20 protein-coding genes and 1 tRNA gene are annotated in these 26,890 nt (G+C 38.0%); 10 read left to right on the top strand and 11 right to left on the bottom strand.

The window, feature by feature from the left end; all coding sequences use genetic code 11:
• Positions 1 to 450: 450 nt before the first annotated feature.
• The 5 genes from DWW10_RS05810 to DWW10_RS05790 all read right to left on the bottom strand — a co-directional run bounded on the left by DWW10_RS05810 (position 451) and on the right by DWW10_RS05790 (position 9,345).
• Positions 451 to 1,734, bottom strand: a complete 1,284-nt coding sequence (locus tag DWW10_RS05810; protein WP_118421531.1) for a DUF4302 domain-containing protein — start codon at positions 1,732 to 1,734, stop codon at positions 451 to 453.
• Positions 1,735 to 1,748: 14 nt separating this feature from the next.
• Positions 1,749 to 2,624, bottom strand: coding sequence for a zinc-binding metallopeptidase (locus tag DWW10_RS05805; protein ID WP_118421530.1), 876 nt, complete (start codon positions 2,622 to 2,624; stop codon positions 1,749 to 1,751).
• A 14-nt stretch (positions 2,625 to 2,638) separates the two neighbouring features.
• Positions 2,639 to 4,222: a RagB/SusD family nutrient uptake outer membrane protein gene (locus tag DWW10_RS05800; RefSeq protein ID WP_118421529.1), complete on the bottom strand. Its 1,584-nt coding sequence runs from the start codon at positions 4,220 to 4,222 to the stop codon at positions 2,639 to 2,641.
• Positions 4,223 to 4,241: 19 nt separating this feature from the next.
• Positions 4,242 to 7,364, bottom strand: coding sequence for a SusC/RagA family TonB-linked outer membrane protein (locus tag DWW10_RS05795; RefSeq protein WP_118421528.1), 3,123 nt, complete (start codon positions 7,362 to 7,364; stop codon positions 4,242 to 4,244).
• Positions 7,365 to 8,151: 787 nt separating this feature from the next.
• The gene (locus tag DWW10_RS05790; RefSeq protein WP_118421527.1) at positions 8,152 to 9,345 is read right to left on the bottom strand and encodes a site-specific integrase; all 1,194 of its coding nucleotides are present in this window, start codon (positions 9,343 to 9,345) and stop codon (positions 8,152 to 8,154) included.
• Between the two features lie 452 nt (positions 9,346 to 9,797).
• Between DWW10_RS05790 and DWW10_RS05785 the strand changes: the two genes are divergently transcribed.
• The 4 genes from DWW10_RS05785 to DWW10_RS05770 all read left to right on the top strand — a co-directional run bounded on the left by DWW10_RS05785 (position 9,798) and on the right by DWW10_RS05770 (position 17,411).
• Positions 9,798 to 12,791, top strand: coding sequence for a SusC/RagA family TonB-linked outer membrane protein (locus tag DWW10_RS05785; protein ID WP_118421526.1), 2,994 nt, complete (start codon positions 9,798 to 9,800; stop codon positions 12,789 to 12,791).
• A gap of 17 nt (positions 12,792 to 12,808) precedes the next feature.
• Positions 12,809 to 14,326, top strand: coding sequence for a RagB/SusD family nutrient uptake outer membrane protein (locus DWW10_RS05780; RefSeq protein WP_259320424.1), 1,518 nt, complete (start codon positions 12,809 to 12,811; stop codon positions 14,324 to 14,326).
• A 19-nt stretch (positions 14,327 to 14,345) separates the two neighbouring features.
• Entirely contained in the window at positions 14,346 to 15,194 is an 849-nt protein-coding gene (locus DWW10_RS05775) for a hypothetical protein (RefSeq protein ID WP_118421524.1), read from the top strand.
• Between the two features lie 90 nt (positions 15,195 to 15,284).
• Positions 15,285 to 17,411, top strand: a complete 2,127-nt coding sequence (locus DWW10_RS05770) for a C10 family peptidase (RefSeq protein WP_118421523.1) — start codon at positions 15,285 to 15,287, stop codon at positions 17,409 to 17,411.
• Between the two features lie 67 nt (positions 17,412 to 17,478).
• Here DWW10_RS05770 and DWW10_RS05765 read toward each other — a convergent pair whose 3' ends face one another.
• Genes DWW10_RS05765 through DWW10_RS05745 form a run of 5 tightly spaced genes read right to left on the bottom strand, consistent with a single transcriptional unit; the run spans position 17,479 to position 21,159 of the window.
• Positions 17,479 to 18,129: a MarC family protein gene (locus DWW10_RS05765; RefSeq protein ID WP_022391915.1), complete on the bottom strand. Its 651-nt coding sequence runs from the start codon at positions 18,127 to 18,129 to the stop codon at positions 17,479 to 17,481.
• A 51-nt stretch (positions 18,130 to 18,180) separates the two neighbouring features.
• Positions 18,181 to 18,873 carry a YjjG family noncanonical pyrimidine nucleotidase gene (locus DWW10_RS05760; RefSeq protein WP_118421561.1) on the bottom strand — a complete coding sequence of 231 codons (693 nt, stop codon included), beginning with the start codon at positions 18,871 to 18,873 and terminating at the stop codon, positions 18,181 to 18,183.
• Between the two features lie 56 nt (positions 18,874 to 18,929).
• Complete coding sequence (locus tag DWW10_RS05755) at positions 18,930 to 19,808, bottom strand: Cbp1 family collagen-binding glycoprotein adhesin (protein WP_007219746.1); 879 nt, start codon at positions 19,806 to 19,808, stop codon at positions 18,930 to 18,932.
• A 33-nt stretch (positions 19,809 to 19,841) separates the two neighbouring features.
• Positions 19,842 to 20,516, bottom strand: a complete 675-nt coding sequence (rsmI, locus tag DWW10_RS05750; RefSeq protein WP_022391913.1) for a 16S rRNA (cytidine(1402)-2'-O)-methyltransferase — start codon at positions 20,514 to 20,516, stop codon at positions 19,842 to 19,844.
• Positions 20,517 to 20,529: 13 nt separating this feature from the next.
• On the bottom strand, positions 20,530 to 21,159 hold the full coding sequence (locus tag DWW10_RS05745; RefSeq protein WP_022391912.1) for a hypothetical protein: 630 nt from the start codon (positions 21,157 to 21,159) through the stop codon (positions 20,530 to 20,532).
• 100 nt (positions 21,160 to 21,259) lie between these two features.
• On the opposite strand from DWW10_RS05745, the gene DWW10_RS05740 reads away from it, so the two are divergent.
• The 6 genes from DWW10_RS05740 (at position 21,260) to DWW10_RS05715 (ending at position 26,687) form a co-directional block, all read left to right on the top strand.
• Positions 21,260 to 21,865, top strand: a complete 606-nt coding sequence (locus tag DWW10_RS05740; protein ID WP_022391911.1) for a thymidine kinase — start codon at positions 21,260 to 21,262, stop codon at positions 21,863 to 21,865.
• A 25-nt stretch (positions 21,866 to 21,890) separates the two neighbouring features.
• Complete coding sequence (locus tag DWW10_RS05735) at positions 21,891 to 23,021, top strand: AI-2E family transporter (RefSeq protein WP_022391910.1); 1,131 nt, start codon at positions 21,891 to 21,893, stop codon at positions 23,019 to 23,021.
• Positions 23,022 to 23,101: 80 nt separating this feature from the next.
• Positions 23,102 to 23,174: transfer RNA gene (locus DWW10_RS05730), tRNA-Lys, on the top strand.
• A gap of 295 nt (positions 23,175 to 23,469) precedes the next feature.
• Positions 23,470 to 24,558, top strand: coding sequence for a PDDEXK nuclease domain-containing protein (locus DWW10_RS05725; protein ID WP_118421522.1), 1,089 nt, complete (start codon positions 23,470 to 23,472; stop codon positions 24,556 to 24,558).
• Between the two features lie 7 nt (positions 24,559 to 24,565).
• Entirely contained in the window at positions 24,566 to 26,197 is a 1,632-nt protein-coding gene (locus tag DWW10_RS05720; RefSeq protein ID WP_118421521.1) for an ATP-dependent nuclease, read from the top strand.
• A gap of 190 nt (positions 26,198 to 26,387) precedes the next feature.
• Positions 26,388 to 26,687, top strand: coding sequence for a helix-turn-helix domain-containing protein (locus DWW10_RS05715; RefSeq protein ID WP_118421520.1), 300 nt, complete (start codon positions 26,388 to 26,390; stop codon positions 26,685 to 26,687).
• Between the two features lie 51 nt (positions 26,688 to 26,738).
• On the opposite strand, the gene DWW10_RS25985 is transcribed toward DWW10_RS05715, so the two are convergent.
• Positions 26,739 to 26,876 carry a hypothetical protein gene (locus DWW10_RS25985; RefSeq protein ID WP_182021357.1) on the bottom strand — a complete coding sequence of 46 codons (138 nt, stop codon included), beginning with the start codon at positions 26,874 to 26,876 and terminating at the stop codon, positions 26,739 to 26,741.
• Positions 26,877 to 26,890 lie beyond the last annotated feature (14 nt).

The following is a 26,890-nucleotide window of genomic DNA, read 5'->3' as shown; positions in this document are numbered from 1 at the left end:
TTATCAGAAAATTAAAGCATAGATAATGGTTGAAAAAGTAGTATTAAACGACTACTACGAGTTTCTCACAAAACATAAATGTCCAAATAAATAACATTTTTCTATAAAAATTCTATTTATGGATTATATGTGATAAGTAAGTTTTGCTTATGTTGTTATTTTTACAATACATATCATTTAAAGATATGAATCATTCCTGTTATTATAAAAATAAGTATTCATATCACAAAAAAATGAGTAATAGAATATTTATCTTCATTTATAATCAACTTGTACATGCTCAATTTTTATTTTTATACCCTTTATATTATGACTTCAAAAAGAAGTATTAAGAACTGGAGTAATATATCATTAATTGTTATATAAGTTGAGAGGGCATATCTCACGATATACCCTCTCAATAACACTTTATTTAAAATTCAATGGGCCAAAGGCTCAAAGATGACTATTTCAATTATTAAATGGATCAGAAATCACCTCTTTAAAGACTTTTATAACATTTGAAGAATTAGATGTATCAGTCATTGTAATGACAGAAGGATTCTTTTCATCATCTGCTGATAAATTGAATGTAACTCCTGTTGTGCCTTTAGAGAACGGATAAATCATAAGATTCCAACCCAATTGTTGATAGAAATCTATTCCGACTTGATTACCACTCAAAGCAAAGACTATCTTAACTTGATTATCACCTAATGTAGTTACATTGAATAATAACATGCCATCATCAAATCCTTCACACATCCAATAAAACACCATTTCTGAGTTTGAATAGGGAGTGAGGAATGCCATGTTCAAATCTATACCATAAGGATCCAGAACTTGCTTCTTAACAGATGACCAATATGTTTGCCCTAATTTACCCAGATTTTTATATGAGAAGAACCATTCGCCATTGGTAAAGAAATAAGCCAAGGGGAATTTAGGTGTTAAAATCACATCTCCTGATACAAGTTGTCCATCATCTCCTACATCTTGAAATTCCAAGGTCTCTATTTTTTTTCCATTCAATTCCAGTGCCGTCATAAATCTCAATCCTGTAGGAGTCATTATATATGGAACTGCTACATTCTTATCTTCCCCATTTTCCTGATATGTAACAGTGAAAGTTCGATAAGATTGTTTCACTGAGGCAGTAAAACCTCCATCAGTATAGGTGAACTGGGCGAGTCTTGATATCTTTCCATCCATTTCAATAATGCTGTTCAGGTAGTCCTCCCAGCTTTCATTGAATGGAGTCATGATAATTTTATTTCCTGTTTTTTTCCCCTTCAGCACCACTTTTTCGGCAGTTGCCTCCATAATAGTGAATTCATAATCACCTTCCATTCCTTTTCCAGCCGTACCTATCCCCAGGTCGTTTTTAGGGTCAGAGAATATGTGGAAAATTTCATTATAAGTATCAAAACTCAATGTAGGGCCTGCTTGCTCTTTCATTCTGTAAGTACTTGTAGCTTTAGCAGTAGCATCACCTGTAATATCTGCAGATACCGTCACCTTGCCATCTTCACCGAAAAGAGCCAATACATTATAACCTCCATAGATTTGTCCACTGGCCGGATAATATTCCATCAACCAGCCGTTCTGAGCTCCAACCAATACAGCCTTGTCCGCTGCCAACCTCTCTTCTATTCTGGTTGCTGCGTTTTCACCAAAAATATCTTCCGCTTCCGGTGAACATGCCACAAAAAGAAAAGAAAAAGTCAAGAAAAAGAGATAAATATATTTTTTCATATTCTATTTCAATATTAAAGGGTTCCTAAATCCAGATCACCAATGTTTTCTTCACGCTCTTGGACAATGTTATGCAGCATATCTATATCAATTCCCCAAGATTCCGCCAGATATTCTTTTACCATTTCAAATTTCTGAAGGATGATAGCAGCACCTGCCTCACCGGCTTCATTCAAGATACTTTGCCATTGTGCATTGGTGTAAGTCACATAAATAGCTATTGTCTCCACAAAATCTTCCTGAGTTTCCGTACTGGCATAATTGGAAACAAAGCCCATTTGTCTAGCCTCTTGGTCTGTAATGTTCATCCATCCCGGTCCGGTATACTTACCTGCGGATATTGTATTGAAATCTGTTGAATAATTTTTGGTTTGGTGCAAGATATGTGCAAATTCATGGTGCATAGTTTTGAAATACCATTCATTTAACGTTTCTGCATCTGGATTTTCCGGATTCAGACCATTAACATTGAAGAGTGTGATCTTCAGACCACCTTCTGCTGTTCCCAAAACCATGGATCCACCCGACTTCTCATATTCCGGTGAACCGACAAAATGCAATACTTTAGGACAATAAGTCGCTACGAATTCCTGACCTACCAGCTCTTCATAGGCTTCAATCCACAAATATTTCACCAATTTGGCTAATGCCACCGATTTATCATAAGCAGCCGGTGTCACATTATACTTCATGTCTGATTCTATGTCTTCAAACCTGTACTTCAGGTCAATATTGTATGGTTCGGTATAGTTATTCAAAATCCATGTTTCAAAAGCATTACGTTCCGGAGAAGAAGTATCAAAAATACTTTTGGAGTCCAAGTCTTCTTCACTGCAAGACACTGCAGCCAGTGCTAGTGCTAATAATATAAATACTTTTATCTTTTTCATACTCTTATTTTTTATTAGTTTCTGGGATTAGCATCCAAACCTGCATTAATTACGTCCTGAGGTAATTGGAATGCCCTTCTGAGGTCATTTTTGGTCAGTATATCAGGACTCAATCCTTCTCTATTATGTGAAATCTCAATACCGTAACGTTTGATGTCATACCAACGCAGACCTTCATGAATCGTTTCTATTCTACGGAGATGAAGAATACAATGGATCAGGTTCTCTTGTTTCTCATCAACAAATTGAATAATCGGATTCAGCTCTTTTTTTACAGTACGCTGTGCAGCGCTTTCTATAGGAATCGGTGTGTATTCTATATTTTTATAAAAAGTATTGATATCATCCTCTGTAACGACAGGGGCTTTACCTACATAACAAACTGAAGTCAGCCAATCATTGATATCCGACACTGCCTTCCCATACTCAGGTTGTGCTTTCATGATGTATGCTTCGGCACGACAAAGCAAAGTCTCATTGGTTGTAAAGGGTACTATGACCGCATGACGATAACCGATTCCATTTACCTTGTCTGTATATTCGAAATACATAGCTAATTTAGGGAAAGGCATTTTCTCCTGCGGGTTCCAAATTGTATTCGCAGCCACTAGGTTTGCAGCAGTGCCCCAAATGCCATCAGCACGAAGATTTTCATTATCACAAATTTCCTTGGCTTGCCCATAACGTTGTGACATACTATAAGGCCCATAAATGTAAGGCCATGAACTATTTATTGGAGTAATTAGCAAGTTGGCGGGAGACTTTGCCGCGATAAATGCGTCTCCTACATTCGTAGGATTAGATAATGTGCCAAAGTCGGCATCATAAGTACGTAGCACTTTAGAAGGTACAGTTCCCAATACCACACTTGCATATTCTATAACCTTTTCGTAGTTTGATTTATCTGCTTGTAAATAATACAGATAGAAGCGGGCTGCGAATGCATGTGCAGCCTTTCTGTTGAAGTGATATTTGGGTACTGAATACAGATTGTCATTGACTAGTGGAAGTCCCTCTTCGATATCTGCTGCTATTTTAGAATAAGTTTCTGCCAATGTACCTCTTACATAATGAGGAGCAACTTCTGCTTCAGGTGTAATTGAATAAGGAATACCCAATTTATTGCCTGCTGTTTCATAATTGTATGCTTCGCAAAAAGTAGTAGCCAACACAAAGTGGCCATAAGCACGGCAGATCAAAGCTTCGCCTCTTTGGGCAGACAAACTGCTTGGATTCCCCATTTGTTCAATAGCCTGTAAGGCATGATTAGCCGAAGCGATTGCCATGTAGCATGCATCCCAGATTCCTTGAGGAGCATCTCCATCCGTATCGGTAACAATGTCTTGCCACAAATATGCATCTTCTTGTGACTGGCTTTCGACAGAATATAAAGAACCGTTATCCATAGCATTATCTGATGCCATTTCAGCCATCATGATCGGGTAAGCAGTAGGATAGGCTGAAACCAGCAAAGAAGTGATTTTAGCTTCGGTATCTATTTCTGCTCTGTTATCCGGCATAGTGTCCAGAAAGTCACTACATGATGAGAGCATAAAGGCAGCCGTTATAGCTGAATATAGTATATTTATCTTTTTCATGTTTCTAAGATTTTAATATTTAAATTCCCATTCTTAATGTTAATGTAAACTGCTTGGGTACCGGAGCTGCAACACCACCTGTATTGAAGAATTCCGGATCTTGTCCGTTCAGTTTGTCATCAGAATAAATCAGGAAAAGATTGGTTGCCTGCAATTTTAAAGACAGGTCACTCAACTTCAAATGACTGATCCATGATTTCGGGAAATCATAAGACAATGATATTTCTTTCATTCTAATGAAGTCTCCCTTAGCTATACGGGCAGTAGAATAGTTGTATGCATTATACGCACGACTCAAATATTGATCTTGCTGATTCATGCGTCTATCTGCAATGACAGGGACATTGGTTCTGTTTTCATCGCCTGTAACAGTCCAGCGATTTTTAAATTCTTTAGGCATAGCGTCCAAATCAGAATATTTATTGCTGAAAATAGGATCTAAGCGCACTACATTGCCAAAAGAGTAAGTAATAAAGGCATTCAACTTGAAGCCTTTATAACTAAACACATTACCAAAACTTCCTGTAATAGTAGGATCTGTAGGACCTTCATAAACTAGATGGTCTTTATTATTACGTTCTTGGAAGTTGATATCACTTGTAGTCAATACACCTTTCTCATTGATGAAAGTCGGTACACCATCTTCATTCAATCCCTTGAAGTCCATAGAGAACAGTGAACGTACCGGATAACCTTGCTGTGCAAATCCTGATCCTGAAATCATGTCAATCACACGTGAGTTTGAGTATAACTCCGTAACTGTGTTCTTTGCATGAGAGATTATAAAATCGGTATTCCACTTGAAATCCTTAGTCGCAATGTTGCGGGTAGAAAGGGTGAATTCGACACCATGCGAACGCATACTTGCGACATTTGCATATTTGGCAATCTGCCCTCCTACACCCATTGTGTTGATAATACCGATCAGATCATAGTTATTGCGTCTATACCAGTCAAACACCAAGTTAATGCGATTATTAATAAAACCGATATCTGCACCAAGGTTTATTTCGTGTTTCTTTTCGTAGGTGAGCTCACTGTTTTCCAAATCGTATATTTCCAGACCTGACTCAGATACACTGGCAAATGGTCGATAAGGATTATATGACTGGATTACCACACGTGAATTGGTAACATTAGCCGGACCACGGTCAGCTGTCAAAGAGTAGGACGCTCTTAGTGTCAAGTTGGATAAGGTAGGGGTAAGATCTTCAAAGAAAGCTTCCTCATGCATGTTCCATGCACCCGAAACGTTCCATGTAGGTAACCAGCGTGAAGAACGGCTCTTACCTAATTTATTAGAACCTTCATAACGCACTGTACCGTTTACAGTATATCGACCTTTGTATGAGTAAGTACCAGTTGCAAAGAAGGCTACTTCACGAGAACGGGTCTCTTCAACTGTATAGTACTGAGAGTTTTCTTCTTTTCCTTGTTTGAAGAACAAATATTCATAAGAAGGCAACATACCCATATCATATTGCATACCTACACCGTTGAACCAAGTCTTGCTTCTATCAGTTGCAGTCAACTGCATACCACCAAAGAGGTTGATTACATGATCTTCTGCAAAAACATCATTATAGCTGATAGTACCACGGAAGTCATAACTGTTCATTCCATACTTGGTTTCACGATAGAAACCACCAACTGGCAATACAGACAGCGGTAATGAATTGGCAACATCTGGGTCTGTATACAACCATGGGTTAGCATCTCTCATGGTAGCATCATCCATGGCGCGATAAGCCCATGCCTGATTTGAATAATCGGTAATACTGTGAGATTGCGTTGTAGAAGAATGTTTATAAGCACCCAGAGCTGACAATTCCACTTTTTTGAATGGCTTCCATTTCAATTCACCTTGAAATTTTAAATCTACTACATTCAAGTCCATGTTATTATTATCCAATTCATGAAGAATGTTGAATGGAGCATAGTTACGAACATAGTATTCATTTGGATCAAGAGCGCGTGAAGTGTTCAATGCATAAGAATACGGATTGATATCAAAGTCACGTCTAACCTCACCACTTACTACGTCTATGCTGGAACTTAATGTTCCGGGAGCCTTTTGTTTACGATAAGAAGTGCTTCCAATTAAGTTCAAAGAAACTTGTTGCGAAATATTATATAAAGCATTGATATTGGCAGTATAGCGCTGAACAGAGCTTTGCTTGGTCCATCCCGGATCGCTCATCGCACTAAGAGAGGTGTAATACGAAGCTTTCTCAGTACCACTGGACATGCTGATAGCATGATTCTGCGAGATGCTATTATTAAATAGGATATCAAACCAATCAGTATTTCTGTATTCAGCCTGCTGTAGGTAACCATTTATTGCCTCTGGTGTATTAGCCAAACCAAATTTACCGTTAGAGTAATCATTGATAAGGTGATACATCTTACCGTATACACCACTATCAGAAGCACGATACACGTCAGAAAAGTTTAGATAGCCATTACTAGCCATTGTTTTGTACACGTCCATTTGTTCCTGAGAATCCATGATATTGAAGTTTCTATAGCTAGGCTTCATACGCATTGTGAATTCTCCTGTATAACTGATTTTGTTACTGCCTGCTTTTCCTTTCTTAGTTGTTACAACAATCACACCCGCCATAGCGCGTGCTCCATAAATAGAAGTAGCAGAACCATCTTTCAAGATTTGGAAACTTTCAATATCATCTGCATTTAATCCAGCTATAGCGGAACTGATCAATGTAACAGCATCTCCTGAAGACAAATCGTCAGCACCTACTTCCGTTACGTCTTCCATGATGACACCATCTACCACCCATAATGGCTTCGAACTACCATAGATAGAAGTAGCACCACGCACGCGAATTTTAGGTGCTGTACCGAAAGTTCCGGACACATTCTGTACAGATACACCAGCAGCTCGTCCTTCCAAAGCACGGCTTATTTCTGCCATACCGTCCATTTTTACATTATCTGCAGACAATTTTGTTGCTGCTCCAGTAAATAAACGTTTATCCATACGCTGCATACCAGTAACAACTACTTCTTGAAGTATTTCACTATCAGTCTTCATTGTAATTTTCAAGTGGGACTTGATACCAACTTCTTCTGTTTTCATACCAATGTACGATATTTGCAATGTTTTCGCAGAACTATGCATTATGTATATTGCTGAAAATCAGTGTATACAAAATCAATCAAGAACTTTGTATATAAAAAGCATAAATGGTTAATCTGCTTATAATCAATTGCATATTATTTAGATCAGCTAATATTTATATACTATATAAATACTGTTTTTAAACGATAATATATACATTATCAATTAATTATATGTTTTATGGCGGTAAAAATGAAATATAAAATATGTACTATTAGTTTTAGCTCATAAATAATGTGTAGAATAGAGAACGTTTATATATATGTTTTATAGATTTTCCACATATCTGCAAAAGTAGATTTAAAATCTCATCTTTATAAAAAATAAGGGGGAGATTTGTTAACTACTTTTGTATTCTTGAATGATAGTGAATGAATAGATATAATTAAGTAATAGAAATATTTATAAAATAGGAAATATTTATTTCAGCAAAGTAAAACCAATATTGATTATTAAAATGTTATAACAAACTAATATCCTGTTTACAAGAAGTTAAGAGTTTGTCGACAAGAAGTTAACTTCCTGCAGACAAACTCTTAACTTCTTGTAAACAGGATATTGGAGCCCTTCTATTTAAAGCATTCTTTTTATCTAAAGATTCTGGGCGGTCCGTAATTTTCAATTCTATAAATGGAAAAATAATAAAATTAAGAAGTGAAAAACAAGAAAAATAGAACAAAATATTAAGGCTATTTTAGTATATAATTTCCCAAAAATAAGGTGTAATCTATTTATTTATTAAGTTCAAGGCTTCATGATAAGTAGTTACACCTTACTCTATTGGGCTTTATTTCCCTTTCTTACGATGAACCAAAGAGTGATTTTTCTCCAAATCACTTATTATTGTCGCATCCATTACATTCGTGTATATTTGTGTGGTCTTCACGCTCTTATGTCCCAAAAGCTTCTGCACAGTTGTAATATTGACACCATTATAAATTAATAATGTAGCATTGGTATGTCGAGCAGTATGAAATGACACCTTTTTAGTCAATCCTGCTAACCGGGCAATTATTATTAGTTCTTTATTCACATTTGAGTTATCCCTTAAATGGAAAAAGTCTTGTAGGTTTGCCTGATATTTATTCAAAATCAGAATTCCTTTTCCACTAAAAAGTAAATATAGTGGTAATCGAACTTCAGTACCGGTTTTAATAGATTTATATATCAGCCATGTCTCCTGATGCATCTCTACAATGTTATCAGGCTTCATATTTACAAAATCAGAATAACGCATACCAGCATAGCAGCAGAACAAAAATGCGTCTAAAGTTTTCTGGTATTTTGTATAGCGTCCTGTCAATTGCAAGGTTTCTAACTTTTCCAATTCTTCCGGAGACAAATGTGTATGGCCGTTTTCTACAGTTTTAATTTTATATTTTCTGAAGGCATATTTTTGTATATCCATATATTCTTTATTAATGGCTACATTAATATGGCGTTTCAAGTGTTTCATGTGTTTGGCTATCGTATTGGTGTGATATCCTTTTGATTGCAGGAAGTATTCGAAAGAGGATACAAATTCAAAAGTTAGATCAGAAAATGTTACATTCTTCTTAAACTCTTGTAAGAGAGCAAGCGTAGACAAATGATTGCGTTTAGTACTCTCTTTTAAGCCGGAAGTCATTACCTCTTGCTTAAAAAAGGGAATAAACGATGATTTATCTTCCTGTTCTTGCTTTTCAGAAAGTACATCTTTTAGAACATCCAAATTAATAGCTTTACCCTGTTGCCAGAGTTCAAGTTCACGCTTTTCTATCGTTGCGACAAATTCATAAATTAATCGATTTAAAGCGTCTGCATTAGGATGGTTTTTAACTAGTAGTTTCTTTGCATCCCATTGGTCGGGTCTTAAGTAGACTTTTGTCGAAAAATACTTCTTTTTCCTGTTCAGATAGGCCTCTACCTGTACCAGAGCCATACCTTTCTTGTTAAGGCTCTTTTTCCTGTTGTACACCAAACTGTAAATAATCTTGTTCATCATTAGTTGTTTTAGTTAATACTATGAACAAATAAGACGGGATAATGTGCTATAGAAGAACTAAATAAGGCTTAATATCTGCAAAACTATGCCCCAAAAGAGTTTTTCTATTTTGTATTTCCTTTATAAAAAAGGTAAATCTACGTAAAATGGCTTTCAATTTTATTCCTCCAACATGCATTATTAACACTTTTTGTTTAAAAGAGAAGGGATGTATTAAGGAATAACAGTCAAGAAGGGGCTTCATAGTGATAGCATTTAAATAGTCATTTAGGTTTTTTTAGTGCAAAAAAGCTGCTGTTAAGCATAAAAACAATCATTCAGTTAACAAATTGATAGATTTACAAGGTTTTTTCAACAAAATAATTGTTCGTTTCAGTTTTATTAATATATTTGCATTTTGTTAGAGTAAAGAAACAATTAATGTAAAGTTAAACTTTAAGAGAGAATTTATGAAAAGAAAATTAATGCTGTTATTGGCCTGTCTTTTTGTTGGAATAGGCCTAGTAACTGCCCAAACTCAGACCATCACGGGTGTTGTGATTTCTGAAGAAGATGGGCAGCCAGTTATTGGAGCCTCTGTATTGGTAAAAGGTACTCAAATTGGTACTATTACCGGTGTAGATGGTGATTTTACTTTACCGAACGTACCAAGTTCTGCGAAGACTTTGCAGATTTCGTACATTGGAATGCAAGCACAAGAAGTGGCAATTGCTTCTCATGTAAAGATCACATTGAAGCCTGATACAGAATTACTTGACGAGGTTGTTATTGTAGGATACGGAACTGGTAAGAAACTAGGTTCTGTGGTAGGATCTGTTGCTTCGGTTGGTGGAAAGAAATTGGAGAAGAATCCCACAGTCAACTTTACCGATGCCTTAGCTGGTCAGGTTTCTGGTCTTTCAGTATTGTCCAGTTCGGGTGACCCATCTAAATCTGCTACAATCCGTTTACGTGGTGTAAACTCCATTAATGCAGGTAATACTCCGCTATTCATTTTGGACGGTGCTCCGATTTCATCATCTGTTTTCAATTCATTGAATCCTGGTGATATAGAGAACATCACAGTATTGAAAGATGCTTCTTCAACAGCTATTTACGGTTCACGTGCAGCAAACGGTGTTATTGTAATTACCAGTAAAAAGGGTAAGTTTGATCAAAAGGCCAATGTTACTTTACGTGCTCAATATGGTTTTTCAAGTATGGTTCAGGACAACGTTGAGATGATGAACTCTTCTCAGTACATCCAATTCCGAGAATTAGTAGGTAGTCCTGTTCCACAAACCATTAAGGATAGAGTAGAAAAATATGGTATAGATACTAACTGGCGTGATGAAGTATTTGATAGCCATGCACCAACTTATACATTAGATGCAGCTATCAATGGTGGCGGTTCTAACATGTCTTACTATTTATCTTTGAATCATCATGAGCAAGAGGGTATCATTGCACAGTCGGGCCTTCGTCGCGAAGCACTGCGTTTTAATTTTGATACACGTGTAAAAGAATGGTTAAAAGTAGGTCTACAATCGAATTTAGGCTACAGCCAGTATGAAACGAATAATGAAACAGAATCTTCAAGTATTTATTCAAGTAGTCCATCTGTTTTTGCCAGATTTGCATTGCCTTATGATTCACCTCGTTTTTATACATTCGACGATAACGGCAACATCCAGTGGGGAGATAGAGCTACCCATCTTCTTTATAGTGGATTGACTACGCCTAATTTTGTTAATGACAACCGTGATGTACAAAGAAGAATTGTCACTGCCAACATCAATCTTTATCAGGAACTTACTCCGATTAAAGGATTAACAGTAAGAGCACAGCAATCTATCGATGCATATGATATGACTCTATCAAACATCGGACTTCCGTATGAAGCTTTCAAAACACCAATGGGAACTAGCGTTCCCGCACGAGACGGTTACCGCCAGGAAAGCTTTAGCAGATATTATGCATTTACATATACGAATACGGCTGAATATAAATTCAATATCGACGACCACAATGTAAGCGTTCTGGCCGGACAGGAATCTATCATCGCTAAATCCAGAAGTTTTGGAGTATTTACTGAAGGCCATACAGATGCCCGTCAGATGAAATTAACACAAGCTCCGACTCCTGTTTCACCTAAAGATGACTTGACACATACACAAGTAGAAACTGTATTCAATTCTATGTTCTTTACTGGCAGCTATAATTACGCTTCCAAATATTATCTGGATCTGACATTCCGTCGTGACGGAAGTTCTAAGTTCCCTAAAGATGGTCGTTGGGCTAATTTCTGGTCAGTTGGCGCTATGTGGGATATGAAGAAAGAAAGTTTCATGGACAACATAGATTGGCTGAATGAACTTTCAGTGAAGGTTAGTTATGGTACTACTGGTAACTCCGGTATTAGTGATTATGCTTACTATGGTTTAATTGGCTCCGGTAGTCCTTACAATAGTGAAGGTAGTTTGGGAATCTCGCAAGCTAGTAACACAGACCTTACTTGGGAAAAAGTTGCAGGTGTCAATGCTGGTTTGTCTTTCCGCATATTCGATCGCTTAACTGCTAATGTAGATTTCTATCGTAAAAAGACAACTGACTTATTAATGGATATACCTTATTCTTATACTACTGGTTTTAGCTCTGGTGCCGGAAATATTGGTGCTATGGTTAATAAAGGAGTTGATTTGGATTTCAAAGTAGATATCATTCAGAATAGTAATTTCTACTGGGGATTCAGAGCTAACTTCAACTATAATAAGAATGAAATCACCGAGTTATTCAACGGACGTGATGAATATAGTTTACCCGACTATGGTTTGCAATACAAAGTAGGTCATTCAGTTGGTGAATTATACTTTGTGCGCAGAGCTGGTGTTGACCCACGTGATGGTAAACAAATATGGTATGATAAAGACGGCAATTTGACCAAAGTATATAATAAGGAAAGAGATGCGGTTCTAATTGGCAAAGACAGATATGCTCCGTTGAATGGAGGTTTTGGTACAGAATTTAGCTGGAAAGGAATTTCTGTCAGTGCTGACTTTACTTGGGCCGGCAAAAAGTACCTGATTAGTAACGATAGATTCTTCATTGAAAACGCAGCACAGGGACTTTCTATAAACCAATCTACCAACATGTTGAATATCTGGACCAAGCCAGGACAAATTACAGATATTCCGGCATCAACAGAAGCTATTCAGATGGATGATCACCTGGTAGAGAACGCTTCGTTCCTTCGTTTAAAGAATGTAACCGTTCAGTATGAACTGCCGAAGTCTATATTGAAACACAGCGGTGTAATCGAACGCTTCAACATTTTCTTCACTGGCCGTAACTTATGGACACTTACTAACTTCACCGGTTATGACCCTGAACCTGATATCAACTTGATTAAGTTCGGATATCCTAATACAAGACAATTCGTATTTGGTGTTGAATTAACATTTTAATTAAGAAAAAGATGATTATGAAAAAAATATTTTTAGCACTATTAATGGTGGGCGCATTGGTGACTTCCTGCGATATGGACAAGAAACCTTATGGAAGTCTTGATAATGATACTGCCATCCAGAATCTGAATGACTGTCGCCGTTTCCGCAACGGCCTCTACTCAAGTATGAGAAGTCTCACCACCGGCGGATATGTTAACTATCCGGAAATCCAGATGGATATGTTCCATGGAGTTAGTAATAACGGAAACCGTATCGGTGAGTTCTCTAACGGAAATATAAACTCGGCAACAAGAGATATCGCCACTATATGGGGAAATTTATATTCAATTATCAACTCAGCTAACTTTATCATTAATAAGATGGATGAGATGCTGGCAAATAATGAATATACTGCAGAAGAACGTACAGAATTGACTCGTTATGATGGTGAAGCTAAATTTGTAAGAGCTTATTGCTATTACTGGTTGATTGATCATTATTGCGAAACTTACTCAGCAAGTATTGCACAAACAATAGGTAAAGGTTTGCCTTTGGTGACGGTTTATAATCCAACCGGCGATAGCAGTAAATACCCGGGACGTAGCACTCAGGATGAAACATATAAATTAATTAATGACGACTTAACCGATGCCTATAACGCATTACTTGAGTACGAGAAAACCGACAATGAATTTATAGCTCCAAATGCTGCCTACTTTTCTTCTTATGCAGTATTGGCACTGCAAGCACGTATTGCTTTGTTGAAAGGTGACAATACAACAGCGCTGTCAAAAGCTGAAACAATCATCAAATCTCAGATCTATAAATTGGCAGAAATTAAAGTTTATGAAGCTATGTGGACAAAAGATGAAGGTACTGAAGCTATCTTCCGCCCATTCATGAGTACTACAGAATTAGGTTCTTCTACCGGTGGTGCTTATTTAAGTACTAAACTGGATGGAGCTGATTACATTCCTACTTTCGATATGCTGAGTATGTATGAAGATGAAGGTGATGTTCGTTTCGATGCTTTCTTTACTGTATGGAAGTTGGCAGTAGATGGTAACAATGTGCAAGCTTATGTATTCAAAAAATTTCCGGGTAATGAAAGTTTAAAAACTTCTGCGACTCCCAATTATATAAATATGCCTAAGGTATTCCGTATGGGAGAAATGTACTTGATTGCTGCAGAAGCTGCTGCTACTACTAACCCGACATTGGCTAATAAATATCTCAATGAATTACGCAGTAAGCGTATTACTGGCTATGAAGAGATTAATTATAGTGGTCAGGCATTGATTCAAGAAATACGTAACGAGCGTTTGAAGGAGTTGATCGGAGAAGGTTTCCGTATGAGCGATTTACGCCGTTGGGGCATTGGCTTCCAACGTAATCCTGATCACCCGGAAAATCCAGCTATCAATAACATTATCGTTCCTAATGGAAGAAATCTTTCATATCCGGCAGGAGACTACCGTTTGGTATGGCCTATCCCATCAGCAGAAATGGAAACGAATCCACAATTAGCTGGGCAGCAGAATCCAGGTTATTAATCATTAAAGAAAGGTATTTATGAAATATATTAAATTATTAGCAATGATGCTCTTGCCACTAACATTTGCGGCTTGTAGCGATGATGACGAAAATATGAATTCGGGCAATGCTACTGTGGGATTCTCTCAAAGTGAAATAGATGTGAAAGAGAATGTCAGCAGTATTCAAGTTCCTATTACAGTAGCAGGAGAGCATAGTGGACTTATAGAAGTGACTGTAACAGTTAAAAATGCCAGTGGCATTTCTGTGGAAAATGATAAGACCGTTCTTCTTACTTCTGAAAAAATAAGAGTACCAGCAGATGTGGAAACAGTAAATGCTGAAATCTACCTAAATGTTTCGACTAAAGAAGATAACTTTGACCGTTCATTTACATTAGAAATAACAAACGCTCAAGGAGCTACTATCGGAACAGGTGCCTGCAAGGTAAACATTCAGGAAGTAGTCGACCCGTACGATAAGTTGATCGGAGACTGGACTTTCCAAGCCGTGGATAGTAAAGGAGTAGCCGCTTCATTCCCTGTAGTAGTAGAGATGAACGAAAAGGGAGATGGATATAATTGTACGAAATTTAATGGAAAAGATTATGTTACATGGAGGATGTCATATTCTTCAAATGGTCTGCAAATTATATGTAATGAAACTATCGCTGACAATATGGACTTCGGATTAGGTTTCACAGCAAGTGTGCGCTTCGCTTCATTGAGTTCAGCAGGACTTAGCTGGGCTAACGTTTCTGGAATGTGGAGTGATGACTTTGAAACCATCACCTTCGACAGTGGAGTTGCAGGTGCCATAATGGATGATGCAGGTAATTACTCTAAATATGTCTGGTTCCAATACTATGATTGCAAAATGGTACGTTAATTAAAAGGTACATAATAGAAAAAGGCTATTCCATTCATCTTTTATGGGATAGCCTTTCTTGCTCATATAATCTTATTAAAACCTCATTTTATGAAAACAAAACTCTCACTCATCATTATGCTTTTGTACTCTTGCTGGCTTTATGCCACACCGCGTACGCCGAAGCAAGCATTAGAAATCGCGCAAGCTTTCGTAGCCTCTCATGGTCTAATAAAATCTGACGATGCACCCCAACTTCAACTAATGAACAGTGAGATAACAATCACTCGTGGTCCTGAAATCTATCCAGCTTATTATATCATTAACATAGAAAAAGACAATGGATTTATCATCGTTTCAGGCAACGACTGTGCACGTGAAATCTTAGCATACTCTGACAGAGGCAGTATAGACATAAAGCAATTACCTCCTAATGTTAAATATTGGCTGGAGTTTTACGCAACAGAAATGCAACAGATAAATCAGAAGAGTATTTCTGGCGAGAACCAGTCTGAAAGTCAAGATCTGAAGACAAGGGTTGTCCCACCAGTAATAGCTCCACTTTTAGGCAAAATTGAATGGGATCAAGGTAATCCTTATAATCTGGATTGTCCGGAAGAAAAAGGAGAACTCACCGTTACCGGCTGTGCTGCTACGGCATTGGCCATGGTTATGAAATATTATGAATATCCTCAAAAGGGAATTGGTAGTTACAGTTACACTACTGCAACTTTAAAAAAATCACTTTCCGTAAACTTTGAAGAGGTCAACTATAAATGGGATCTGATGCTGCCTCAATACACAAATGCGGCAACTGAAGAACAAAAGAAAGCTGTAGCCGAATTGATGCTCCACTGCGGCGTAGCTATGGATATGGATTATAACCTAAGTGCAGCCGGTGGTAGTGGGGCAGGTATATTCAAACAATATAATGCCCTGACGAAATTCTTCGGGTATAATCCTAATATATATTTTGAAGGACGTGATTATAATACTGAAGGACGCTGGAAAAATATGATTCAAAAAGAATTGATTGCCGGGCGCCCTGTTCTATACAGTGGACAAAGCACCGCAGGAGGTCATGCATTTGTATTGGATGGTTGTGATGAGAATGACATGTATCATTTTAACTGGGGATGGAGCGGATATGCAAATGGATATTATTCCTTAAGCTCTCTGAATCCAGGATCAGGCGGCACAGGAAGTGGAAGTGGCGCCTATAATGATATGCAATATATTATGCTCCTTGTACAACCGAAGACAACAGGAGAAGTCATTAGTGGCTTTACATTAGAGGGAAGCATAGATATTACAAAAAAGCAATATGAAAGAAATGAAAGTATCAGTGCAAAGTTTACCAAAATATGGAACACTTCTACTCCTATGAGTGGGATTATCGGATTAGCTCTATATCAAGGAGATGAGTTCATCACATTTCTTACAACACCCACTTCAATTTCCAACATTGACGTAGGAAGTGGTTGGAATAGTATTACATTCAGCGGCACAATTCCATCTACTGTACCTAACGGCAACTATCAACTTCATTTTGCCTCACAAAAAGAAGGTGAAAAAGTACCAAGCATGCTACGTGGTCTTGAAGGTAAAAGCATCTGTTATAGTGTAGAGATTACTGCTAACAGTATCCGATTAAGCAGCATAGAAAACAATTCCGATTTGTATCAACTTGCTCCTGCAGAACTTATTGGTGAAGCTGTAGAAGGAAAAGATATATCTTTCAAAATACAAATCGAAAATAAAGGTTTAAAATATGAAGATGATTTTGCTATATATATACGTAAGAACGGAGCATTGCTCCCTTACACGCGTATCAGCGATTATACTGTAATACCAAGTAATACTTCCAGCACTATCACTATCACAGGAAACCCCGAATTACCAGCTGGAGAATACTATGCTATAGGAAGTTACCGTAAAGATGACACCTGGAAACAGTTTACTAACAGTGAATTAAGACTGGTTTTCACAATTAAAGATGTAGAAACAGGTATTGGGCAAACTGAATCTTCTGAAGTGTTAAAGGTCATTCCTACAAATACCGGTTTGGAGATCACAAGTGAAAATTCCAACGAATTTATTGATATATTCTCCAGTCAGGGAGTTAAGATAACGAGCGTAAAAGGGACACAAATAACCGTTCCATTGTCACAAAGTGGACTATATATTATAAGACAAGGTAAGCATAGTCTAAAAGTATTGTACAACCCAAAACATTAAATATCCGTACAAATAGAAAGGATGAATTCACTTGATCAACCAAGAATTCATCCTTTCTATTATATTATTATATAGTTAAACTTCCTTCTTTCAAAATATCCACCAATATCGGCTTTGCCCCACTCACAAAACACTCCACAGCAATTACCATCAGAATAAGTCCCATCAGGCGCATCATCACATTATTTCCCGTTTCCCCTAAAACTTTTACCAGTCGCGTAGAGGCACGCAAGATGAAAAATGTAATCAAGTAGATAAAGGCGATCATACCAATCAGTACACCTTTCATTTGGATAGTATGGGCATCCTGCATCAACACAATGGCGTTTGCTATGGCACCGGGACCGCAAAGCATCGGAATCCCTAAAGGGGTGACGGAGATGTCATCGGCATAAGTTTTAATCTCTTCATCTTTCAATTTCATTTGTGTATAACGTGCCTGCAACATATCAAAACCGATTTTAAAGATGATGACACCACCTGCTATACGAAAACCGTTTGTAGAGATCCCAAAGAACTTGAACAGGAACTGACCTGCAAAGGTAAAGACCATAATCGTGATGAAAGCCACTAATGTAGCACGAGACACTACAGACTGTCGCTCCTTATCCGTCATTCCATGGGTCATGGTTAGAAAGACGGGCATAGTCCCGAGAGGATTTGTCAACGTAAAGAAAGAAGTGAAACAAAGCAAAGCGAAAGGTAAAATAGTATCCATAGCTGCAAATTATGTGTTTACGCTGACAAAATTACAACTAATCCCTCAATGTCACAACAAATGGAGCAACTCTTTCAAATCTGTAATCTGATAAGTAGGCTTAAATGGAAACTCGGTACGTCCCGTTACATTATAGAACACTTGATGCATACCTACTCCCTGAGCACCCGTTATATCATTTTCCCAGCTGTCACCCACCATCAACGATTCACGCAGTTCAGACTGGGTAGCCGACATGGCAAAATGGAAAATTTCGGGCCATGGCTTTAAGACACCAATATCATCTGATAAAACTACTTTCTTGAAGTAATGGTCAATCCCGGCAGAACGCATTTTGTGACATTGCAGTTCCTGAAATCCATTGGAGAGGATATAAAGATTATATTTAGGTGCCAGATATTCCAGCACTTCCTGCGCATGGGGCATCAATCTGCTTTTTGTAGGAATAACCGCAAAGAAGTCATCAGAAAAAGCTTTCGCTAAAGCCGCATCCCCCTCTCCTACTGCCTCCAGCGGATAGAGAAAACGTTGACGATTCAATTCTTCCTTTGTCACTTTTCCATCTGCATATTCTGCCCACAATTCGATATTACGCTTCTCATAGAGTTCATAGAAATGTTCAAAAGACCGAAAATAGCGATCATATTCATATTTGCGATACATTTCCTCAAATGTATCACGGGCATTAAAAGAAAAGGCCCAGAGAGTATCGTCCAGGTCGAAAAAAATATTCTTGTACTGCATATAAAAAGAAAATGGCAGGGATAACCCTTCCCTGCCATTCTTATAATTCAATTAAGTTATTTTACTTGGATAACCAGGTATCTGGATACGCTCCAGAAATCTTTCGGATTCGTAATCTTCAGAACGAGCTGATCTTTATCATCTTTCTCCAAAGCATAAGAACCTGCCGGATGAGTGGTCAAGACATCTGCACTCTTGGAGTACAACTTAATTTCTTTCGTTGTACGAATATCAACCTGAGTAAAGTAATCCTTATTGATATCACTATCCTTAAGCACTTGCTTTTTCTGGAAGAGACCGGTATTTGTCAGAATATTCTGATCCTTCAGTTCTTTCTTTGTTCCGAAAACAAACCAAGCAGTGTTCAATGCCTTATCCTGCTCAGCTACGGTTTTAGCTTTTGCTTCATTTTCGGCAGTAAGCACTTCTTTGTCAGTTGACAGGCCAGTCACAGCTGCATCCAATTCCTGAATACGAATATTCTTGGAGGCAAGTTCAGCCTGCAATTCCTCGATACGCTGGGTTTTAGCTACCAATTCCTGGGTCAGAGATTCTACAGCTTTCTTCAACTGGGTAGAGTTATTCTTGCTACTTTTCAGCATAGCTTCCAGTTTAGCGATCTGCTCTTTGTTTTCCTGCATTTGTTTCTGGATAAATTCAATATCAGTGGCAATCTGCTGTTTAGCTGATAAAGAACCTTCTGAAACCGCACCACGCTGCAAGTCTACGCGGCTTTCGGCGGCATTGATTTGGCGGAAGCCTTCAGAGATATCATTGAAAGTACCCATCATTTCATCCAGTTCAGCATTACGCTGAGTAAGTTCCATCAAAAGAGAATCATTTTCAGCTTTCAGTTGGTCTTTACTTCCACCTGACAAGCCGTCGCACGATGCCATAACGGCCGCACATACAATTAAAACTGCTAACTTTTTCATACGCTTTTGTTTTACGTTGGTTAATGAAGTTATTTAATCGTCTATTCCTGCTACTACTATTACTATTTCTCCACGCGGGTCATTGGCTGTGAAATGCTCAATCAATTCAGTCAGAGTGCCACGCACCGTTTCTTCGTGTATCTTCGAGATCTCCCGGGATACAGATGCCTGACGTTCCGCACCGAAATACTCTGCAAACTGAGTCAGCGCTTTCACCAGACGGTGGGGAGACTCATAAAACACCATGGTACGGCGTTCCTCTGCCAATATCTTCAGACGTGTCATACGTCCTTTCTTCTGCGGAAGAAAACCTTCGAAACAGAATTTTTCATTTGGCAAGCCCGAAGCAACCAAAGCCGGCACAAGAGCTGTAGCCCCCGGCAAACATTGTACTTCAATACCGTTGCGAACACACTCACGCACTACCAGAAAGCCCGGATCAGAGATTCCCGGTGTGCCTGCGTCCGATATTAATGCAACAGTTTCACCTGCCTTTATTCTATTAACAACACTTTCCACCATTTTATGTTCATTAAACTTATGATGGGATTGCATTGCGTTCTTTATTTCAAAATGCTTCAGTAAGATTCCGGAAGTGCGCGTATCTTCGGCAAGAATCAAATCCGCCTCTTTCAGAATACGAATAGCCCGGAATGTCATATCTTCCAAATTTCCTACCGGAGTAGGCACTACATAAAGTTTTCCCATATCCGTAATTGCTTTAGCTGAAGTATTTCTTAAGAAGTTCTATAAAATCAACCACCGTTTCATTCTCTTCATCAGGATTAACGGTAGAAGAAAAGAGTTCCAATGCCTTTTCCAATGAAGGAGCAGCGCCCAACTGTCGTATCACTTCATTCATGCGGGCAGTATCACCGCCAAAAATCTCACGGGCAAAACGGAATGAGTCATTCAGACTGATAGCATGCCGCAGATCAGTGGCCGGTTTTATCCGTTCTGCTAAAATAGGCGATGCAGAAGATATTATTGCGGACGGTTCAGACTCGGGTTTGGGCGTGGACTCAGGCTTGGGAGATACGACCTCTACCGGCTTGGTGATTTCAATAACGACCGGTTCTACAGGAGTCGGTTTAACCGGTTCAGGAGCAGCGGCCGGTTCGGGAATAACCACTGGAACGACAGGAGCTTCAGGAATGGCAACTTCCTCTACGGGAGGTTCGTCCAGCAGTTTCTGCAAAACATCCAGTCGTGCACGCATCTGCTGTATATTCCGTTTAGCTACTACCTTCAATGTAGGGTTGGCGTCTGTTGCAAGAACTTGCATTAAATATTTCAGTTCCTGAATATCCAGTTCTATGTCGTCCAATAATGTCTGCATTTCCTTTCGCATCACAAATGTTAATGCCGCAAATGTAGAAATAAATAATGAAAAAATATCGGAAAGCCATTAAAAGTGTTATTTTTGCGGCTAAAATAAACATTTTAGAACAATGGTATTATTCTCGGAAGACCATATACAGGAAACCAATCGTAGAGGAAGAATCGAAGTTATATGCGGCTCAATGTTCTCCGGTAAGACAGAAGAACTGATCCGCCGTCTGAAACGCGCTAAATTCGCCAAACAACGCGTAGAAATATTCAAGCCTGCCATCGATACACGCTATTCGGAAGAAGAGGTCGTATCTCACGACAGCCATTCCATTGCTTCTACGCCGATTGATTCATCGGCAAGTATCCTGCTGTTCACTTCAGAAATCGATGTAGTAGGTATCGACGAAGCGCAATTCTTTGATAATGGTCTGATTGATGTGTGTAATGAGCTTGCCAATAATGGCATACGTGTTATTGTAGCAGGTCTGGATATGGACTTCCGCGGTCTTCCCTTCGGTCCTATGCCGGGACTTTGCGCCATTGCCGATGAAGTATCCAAGGTCCACGCTATTTGTGTGAAGTGCGGACAATTAGCCTCCTTCTCACACCGCACTGTCAAGAACGACAAACAAGTCCTTCTGGGAGAAACAGCTGAATACGAACCCCTCTGCCGGGAATGTTATCTGCGGGCAATAAAGGGGGACCGGACTGCCACCGGTGGATAAACTATAAATAAAAAGCAAAAGCCTTATGGAGCGTAAGAAAATTACATTCGACAGTTTTATCCGTGCTGTCATTCTCGGTGCTATCATCATTGGGGTATTAATGCTCCTGAAGCGATTGAGCGGCGTATTGCTTCCGTTCTTCCTTGCCTGGCTTATTGCTTATCTGATATATCCGTTGGTAAGCTTCTTCCAGCATAAGCTACGGCTAAAAAACAGAATAATATCTATCTTTTGTGCCTTGCTTACCCTTAGCGTTATAGGAAGCGTTGCGTTCTATCTGCTTGTGCCGCCCATGATTCAGGAATTCCTGCGGGTAAAGGATTTATTGATAGAATACTTCAGCACCACTCATACAGCAAGCAATGTCCCCACTACCCTCTCCGAATTTATCCGGCAGAACATCGACCTTCACATCTTAGAGCAAATGTTCAGCCAGGAGAATATATTGGATGCCCTTAAAGTAACCGTTCCTAAACTATGGTCGCTTATATCGGAGTCTATCAACCTCTTATTCGGGTTCTTCACCGTCTTCCTTATCCTATTATATATAGTGTTTATTCTGCTTGATTACGAAAGTATTTCCGAAGGCTGGGCACACCTGATGCCAAAGAAATACCGGAAAACAGTAACCGGCATATTGAATGATGTAAAAGACGGCATGAACAGATATTTCCGCGGACAGGCATTAGTAGCTTTGTGCGTAGGCATTCTATTCAGTATCGGTTTTCTGATTATTGATTTCCCGCTGGCCATTGGTTTGGGATTATTCATTGGTGCACTGAATATGGTACCTTACCTACAAATCATCGGCTTTGTCCCCACCATCATGCTTGCCATTCTGAAAGCTGCGGATACCGGTGATAATTTCTGGATCATCATAGCTTCGGCTGCTGCTGTATTTATAATAGTACAAATCATACAAGATGGCTATCTCGTTCCCCGTATCATGGGAAAGATTACCGGTCTGAATCCGGCTATTATTTTGCTCTCCCTATCCATTTGGGGATCGTTAATGGGAATGCTGGGTATGATTATAGCTTTGCCGCTTACCACTCTGATGCTCTCCTATTATCAGCGATACATCATTAATCAAGAAAATATTTATAAGACAGAAACCACTGAAGATCAACCAATAGAGGGTATAGAAGAAAAATAATGCAAACTTTTTTCCTCATATTCCTTGCAAATTAAATAAAAGTACCTATCTTTGCACCCGCTTAACAGCAATAAAGGTTTGATTCGCTAGCTCAGCAGGTAGAGCACAACACTTTTAATGTTGGGGTCTTGGGTTCGAGCCCCAAGCGGATCACTAGAAAAATCAAGCAGTTATCTAATTCAGATAGCTGCTTTTTTTCGTTTTAGAATACTACGGTTTTAGTCTCAAGTTAAACCAAGAGTTAAAAGACAAATGGAAATAGATACAATTTGTCCAATATTAGCAGGTACAGATTTTCGGAACCAAGTATTAGCATAACACTATTCGATTCAAAGAAATACTTTAGGAGTATTCTATGAACTTTCACCAGTACTAAGCTAAAAGAATGTATTTCAAAAACATACTATCATTATATTAAATTGTTTACCTTTGCAAAAAACAAAGGTACATGAAAGATAATCCTATTAGTGCAATAGATAGTGAATATATAGAGTGGCTAAAAGCCATCAAGCAGCAAATTCGTTCTACTAAAATACGAATGATAAAAACAGCTAATACAGAGTTGATACACTTTTATTGGCGGTTAGGACAAATGATCTCTCTAAAACTGAAAGAACAAAATTGGGGTGATAAGGTAATAAACAAGCTTTCAGTAGACTTGCGCAATGAGTTTCCTGATATGCAGGGTTTTTCCCGTCAGAACCTATACTACAGTAAGAATTTCTATGAGTTTTATGCAGGACAGATGCATATTTCACCCAATAACTCAATTGTCCCCCAAGTTGAGGGACAATTACAAATAGCTGATAATTATAAGATTATCTTTGATATTCCTTGGGGACATCAAAAGGTGATAATTAGCAAAGCTCAAAATATAGAAGAAGCATTGTTTTATGCACATCAAACTCTATCTAACAGTTGGAGCAGAAGCATTTTAGAAAATCAGTTCAAGCAACAACTCTACGAACATTACGGACAAGGACAAACAAACTTCTCGCAGACCTTACCAGCCCTAACAGCGGATATGGCACAGGAAGTAGTAAAAGACCCATATTGGTTTGATTTTGTGTCTGTATCTCAAAAAGCACGAGAACGGGATATAGAAAAACAACTTGTAACTCACATCACCCAGTTTCTTCTCGAATTAGGTAAAGGGTTTGCATTTGTAGGGGAGCAATATTGTTTGAACTTGAATAACAAGGAGTATTTCTGCGACCTCTTATTCTATCATATTCCTTTGAGAGCTTACGTAGTTATAGAGCTTAAAAATGGGAACTTTAAACCTGAACACTTGGGACAGCTAAACTTCTATCAAAACCTTATCAACAACACACTAAGAGGAGAATATGATAATCCGACCATAGGAATGCTACTCTGTCGAGATAAGGATAGGATTGAAGTAGAATATGCATTGCAAAATATATCCTCTCCAATTGGGGTTAGCGAGTTTAACGTAAAGGAGCTACTTCCTGATAATCTGAGAAGTAAATTGCCAACAATTGAGGAAGTTGAAGAAGAACTTAACAAAATTGTATAAATAAAACATGAAACTAATAAAACTAATCATATCAAACTTTAGAGGTTTGAAAGGAAGTAATGTTATAGACTTCACGAATTCTAATATTATATTCTTAATTGGACAAAACAATATTGGAAAATCATCTTTTCTAAGAGCATATGAATTCTTTATTGACCCGAAACAAATAGCAAAGACTGATGATTTTAATAACTATGATTATTCAACCCCAATAGTTATTGAAGGTATATTTGAATTGGATGAAGAAGATTCTGATGATCCTGACCTCAAAGAGAAGAAAGAACCTAATTGGATTGAGAAATGGGTTGACGAAAATGGCTTTGTAAAGATTAGAAAAACATGGAGTAAACCTGATAGTACATTTGCAAAAGAAACATATTCTCCACATGATGCAAGTTGGATTGAAAATGGATTTGGTGGACTACACACAAAATTGACTAAATATACCCCAACTCCAATTGCTATCAACGCAATGGAAGATCAAGCATCGTTGGAAGAAAAAGTTAATAAACTCATTCAAGATGATTTTATCAAAAAAGTAAGGTCAGAATATCCAGAAGAGTTTAAAAATTTAATAGATGGAGTAAGAAAATTGCAGGAGCGTATTACTGGTTCTGAAGCAGTCGAAAAATTAAATTTAGAACTCAATAGACATTTTCAAGAAGTTTTTGCGGAACTTACTCTAAAAATTCAACCTTCAAAAGAAGAAAATATAAAACTCGAAGATGCGTTCAAGAAAAACCATTCTATTTCAGTAGAAAGAGCTGGAACAGAAAGAAAAGAAACCTTTCTTCAAAATGGACATGGGGTCATACGACAAGCTCTATTCAATTTTCTCACATTTTTAAAAAGAGAAAACGAAGGAAATAAGAAACAATACATTATCTTATTTGAAGAACCAGAACTTTTTTTACACCCTAAAATTGCATTTAAATTACGAAAAAGTCTATATGAGTTATCAAAAAATAGCCCATATCAAATTCTTTGTGCTACTCATTCTCCACTAATGATAGACATTTCACAACCACATTCGTCGCTTATTAGGGTGATCAAAAACACAGATGAAGAAACACAAACATATCAAGTTGGGGAAACGCTATTTGGAAGAAATGAAGAAGCAAAGAAATGGGTGCAAATGGTAAACAGATTTAATCCTCACATCTGCGAAGCATTTTATGCAGACAAAGTTTTATTAGTTGAAGGAGATACTGAAACGATAGTATACCGAGATCTATTGACTCGTTTTTTTCCTGACGAGGAAATATTCGTTCTTAATACTGGTTCAAAAATGAACATACCTTTTTTTCAGGAAATTCTCACAGCTTTTCATATAGAACATTATATTATACACGATTCTGATGATAAAGAAAAAAAAGCTGCGTGGACAATTAATACCAAGATATGGGAAAATGTACAAGCAAGCAATAATTTATCGAAACGGTATGTACATATTCATAATTTTGAAGAGGCACACGGAATAACAGTAAAATCAGATGATGGCAAACCATTAACCGCTTATAATTTTGCTCAAACGATCAAAGATGTAAATACTAAAGTTCCTTGTTTAGAATGGTTAAAGGATATTATTTATAAAAATGGCATTATTCACGATCCGCAATTTATTGAGGATAATGTATAGTTTTTCAGGAGGTTGTCAAAATGCTGGCACAACCTCTTTTCGTTTAGAACACTACGGTTTTAGTCTCAAGTTAAACCGAAATTCGTATGAGTGAAACTATTAAAGTAATGTATTACAAGTACAAAACTCTTAGTAATGGAGAAAGCCCTTTGATGAAAAGTATATAGACAACGAAAACTTCGATAAATGGATGGAAAAACTATCCAAGAAGCTCAACGAAATAGGGCAAGACTTAAAATCCCTTATCAATACAAGTCAGGTATTAGATGAAAATAAAAGATTACTTGATAATCAGGATTTAGCGTTTCTATTAAAAGTGTCTTTCAAAACTTTACAACGCTATCGACTAAAAGGTAAGCTCCCCTACTTTACTATTGGGCATAAAACTTACTATCGGGCTAGCGATATTAGAGCTTTTGTTCGTGAGCGAGCCGATTATCAAACTTATAAACAGTTTGAAAAAGCCAATCAATTAGAAAACAAACCCTGACAGCAAAATGCAGCAGAGAAGAGAAGCTTGTGTTTAAGCTATCACTTTGTGTTAACACCCCGATTTAGCAGAAACCGCTTCACCTATCGGTTCAGCCCGTTTCACTAAATCGAGCAAGAGGGAACTGGACAAGTCCTGCTCTTCCCTCTTGCCCTGCGGGGCAAAGCCTTCGGCTTTAGTGTGTTCCAAGAACACGCTGTAAT

It is taken from the genome of Bacteroides intestinalis, from assembly GCF_003464595.1.
Lineage (GTDB): Bacteria > Bacteroidota > Bacteroidia > Bacteroidales > Bacteroidaceae > Bacteroides > Bacteroides intestinalis_A.
Note: the sequence above shows the minus strand (reverse complement) of the source record. Positions and strands in the feature narration are given on the sequence as shown.

Excerpts from the sequence above, each read along its gene's own strand:
- DWW10_RS05770 (WP_118421523.1), top strand. The coding sequence starts at position 15,285 with ATGAAAACAAAACTCTCACTCATCATTATGCTTTTGTACTCTTGCTGG.
- DWW10_RS05735 (WP_022391910.1), top strand. The coding sequence starts at position 21,891 with ATGGAGCGTAAGAAAATTACATTCGACAGTTTTATCCGTGCTGTCATT.
- DWW10_RS05720 (WP_118421521.1), top strand. The coding sequence starts at position 24,566 with ATGAAACTAATAAAACTAATCATATCAAACTTTAGAGGTTTGAAAGGA.
- DWW10_RS05765 (WP_022391915.1), bottom strand. The coding sequence starts at position 18,129 with ATGGATACTATTTTACCTTTCGCTTTGCTTTGTTTCACTTCTTTCTTT.
- rsmI (WP_022391913.1), bottom strand. The coding sequence starts at position 20,516 with ATGGGAAAACTTTATGTAGTGCCTACTCCGGTAGGAAATTTGGAAGAT.
- DWW10_RS05790 (WP_118421527.1), bottom strand. The coding sequence starts at position 9,345 with ATGAACAAGATTATTTACAGTTTGGTGTACAACAGGAAAAAGAGCCTT.
- DWW10_RS05745 (WP_022391912.1), bottom strand. The coding sequence starts at position 21,159 with ATGCGAAAGGAAATGCAGACATTATTGGACGACATAGAACTGGATATT.
- DWW10_RS05780 (WP_259320424.1), top strand. The coding sequence starts at position 12,809 with ATGAAAAAAATATTTTTAGCACTATTAATGGTGGGCGCATTGGTGACT.
- DWW10_RS05715 (WP_118421520.1), top strand. The coding sequence starts at position 26,388 with ATGGAAAAACTATCCAAGAAGCTCAACGAAATAGGGCAAGACTTAAAA.
- DWW10_RS05795 (WP_118421528.1), bottom strand. The coding sequence starts at position 7,364 with ATGCATAGTTCTGCGAAAACATTGCAAATATCGTACATTGGTATGAAA.
- DWW10_RS05810 (WP_118421531.1), bottom strand. The coding sequence starts at position 1,734 with ATGAAAAAATATATTTATCTCTTTTTCTTGACTTTTTCTTTTCTTTTT.
- DWW10_RS05725 (WP_118421522.1), top strand. The coding sequence starts at position 23,470 with ATGAAAGATAATCCTATTAGTGCAATAGATAGTGAATATATAGAGTGG.
- DWW10_RS05755 (WP_007219746.1), bottom strand. The coding sequence starts at position 19,808 with ATGAAAAAGTTAGCAGTTTTAATTGTATGTGCGGCCGTTATGGCATCG.
- DWW10_RS05775 (WP_118421524.1), top strand. The coding sequence starts at position 14,346 with ATGAAATATATTAAATTATTAGCAATGATGCTCTTGCCACTAACATTT.
- DWW10_RS05785 (WP_118421526.1), top strand. The coding sequence starts at position 9,798 with ATGAAAAGAAAATTAATGCTGTTATTGGCCTGTCTTTTTGTTGGAATA.
- DWW10_RS05805 (WP_118421530.1), bottom strand. The coding sequence starts at position 2,624 with ATGAAAAAGATAAAAGTATTTATATTATTAGCACTAGCACTGGCTGCA.
- DWW10_RS05740 (WP_022391911.1), top strand. The coding sequence starts at position 21,260 with ATGGTATTATTCTCGGAAGACCATATACAGGAAACCAATCGTAGAGGA.
- DWW10_RS05800 (WP_118421529.1), bottom strand. The coding sequence starts at position 4,222 with ATGAAAAAGATAAATATACTATATTCAGCTATAACGGCTGCCTTTATG.
- DWW10_RS05760 (WP_118421561.1), bottom strand. The coding sequence starts at position 18,873 with ATGCAGTACAAGAATATTTTTTTCGACCTGGACGATACTCTCTGGGCC.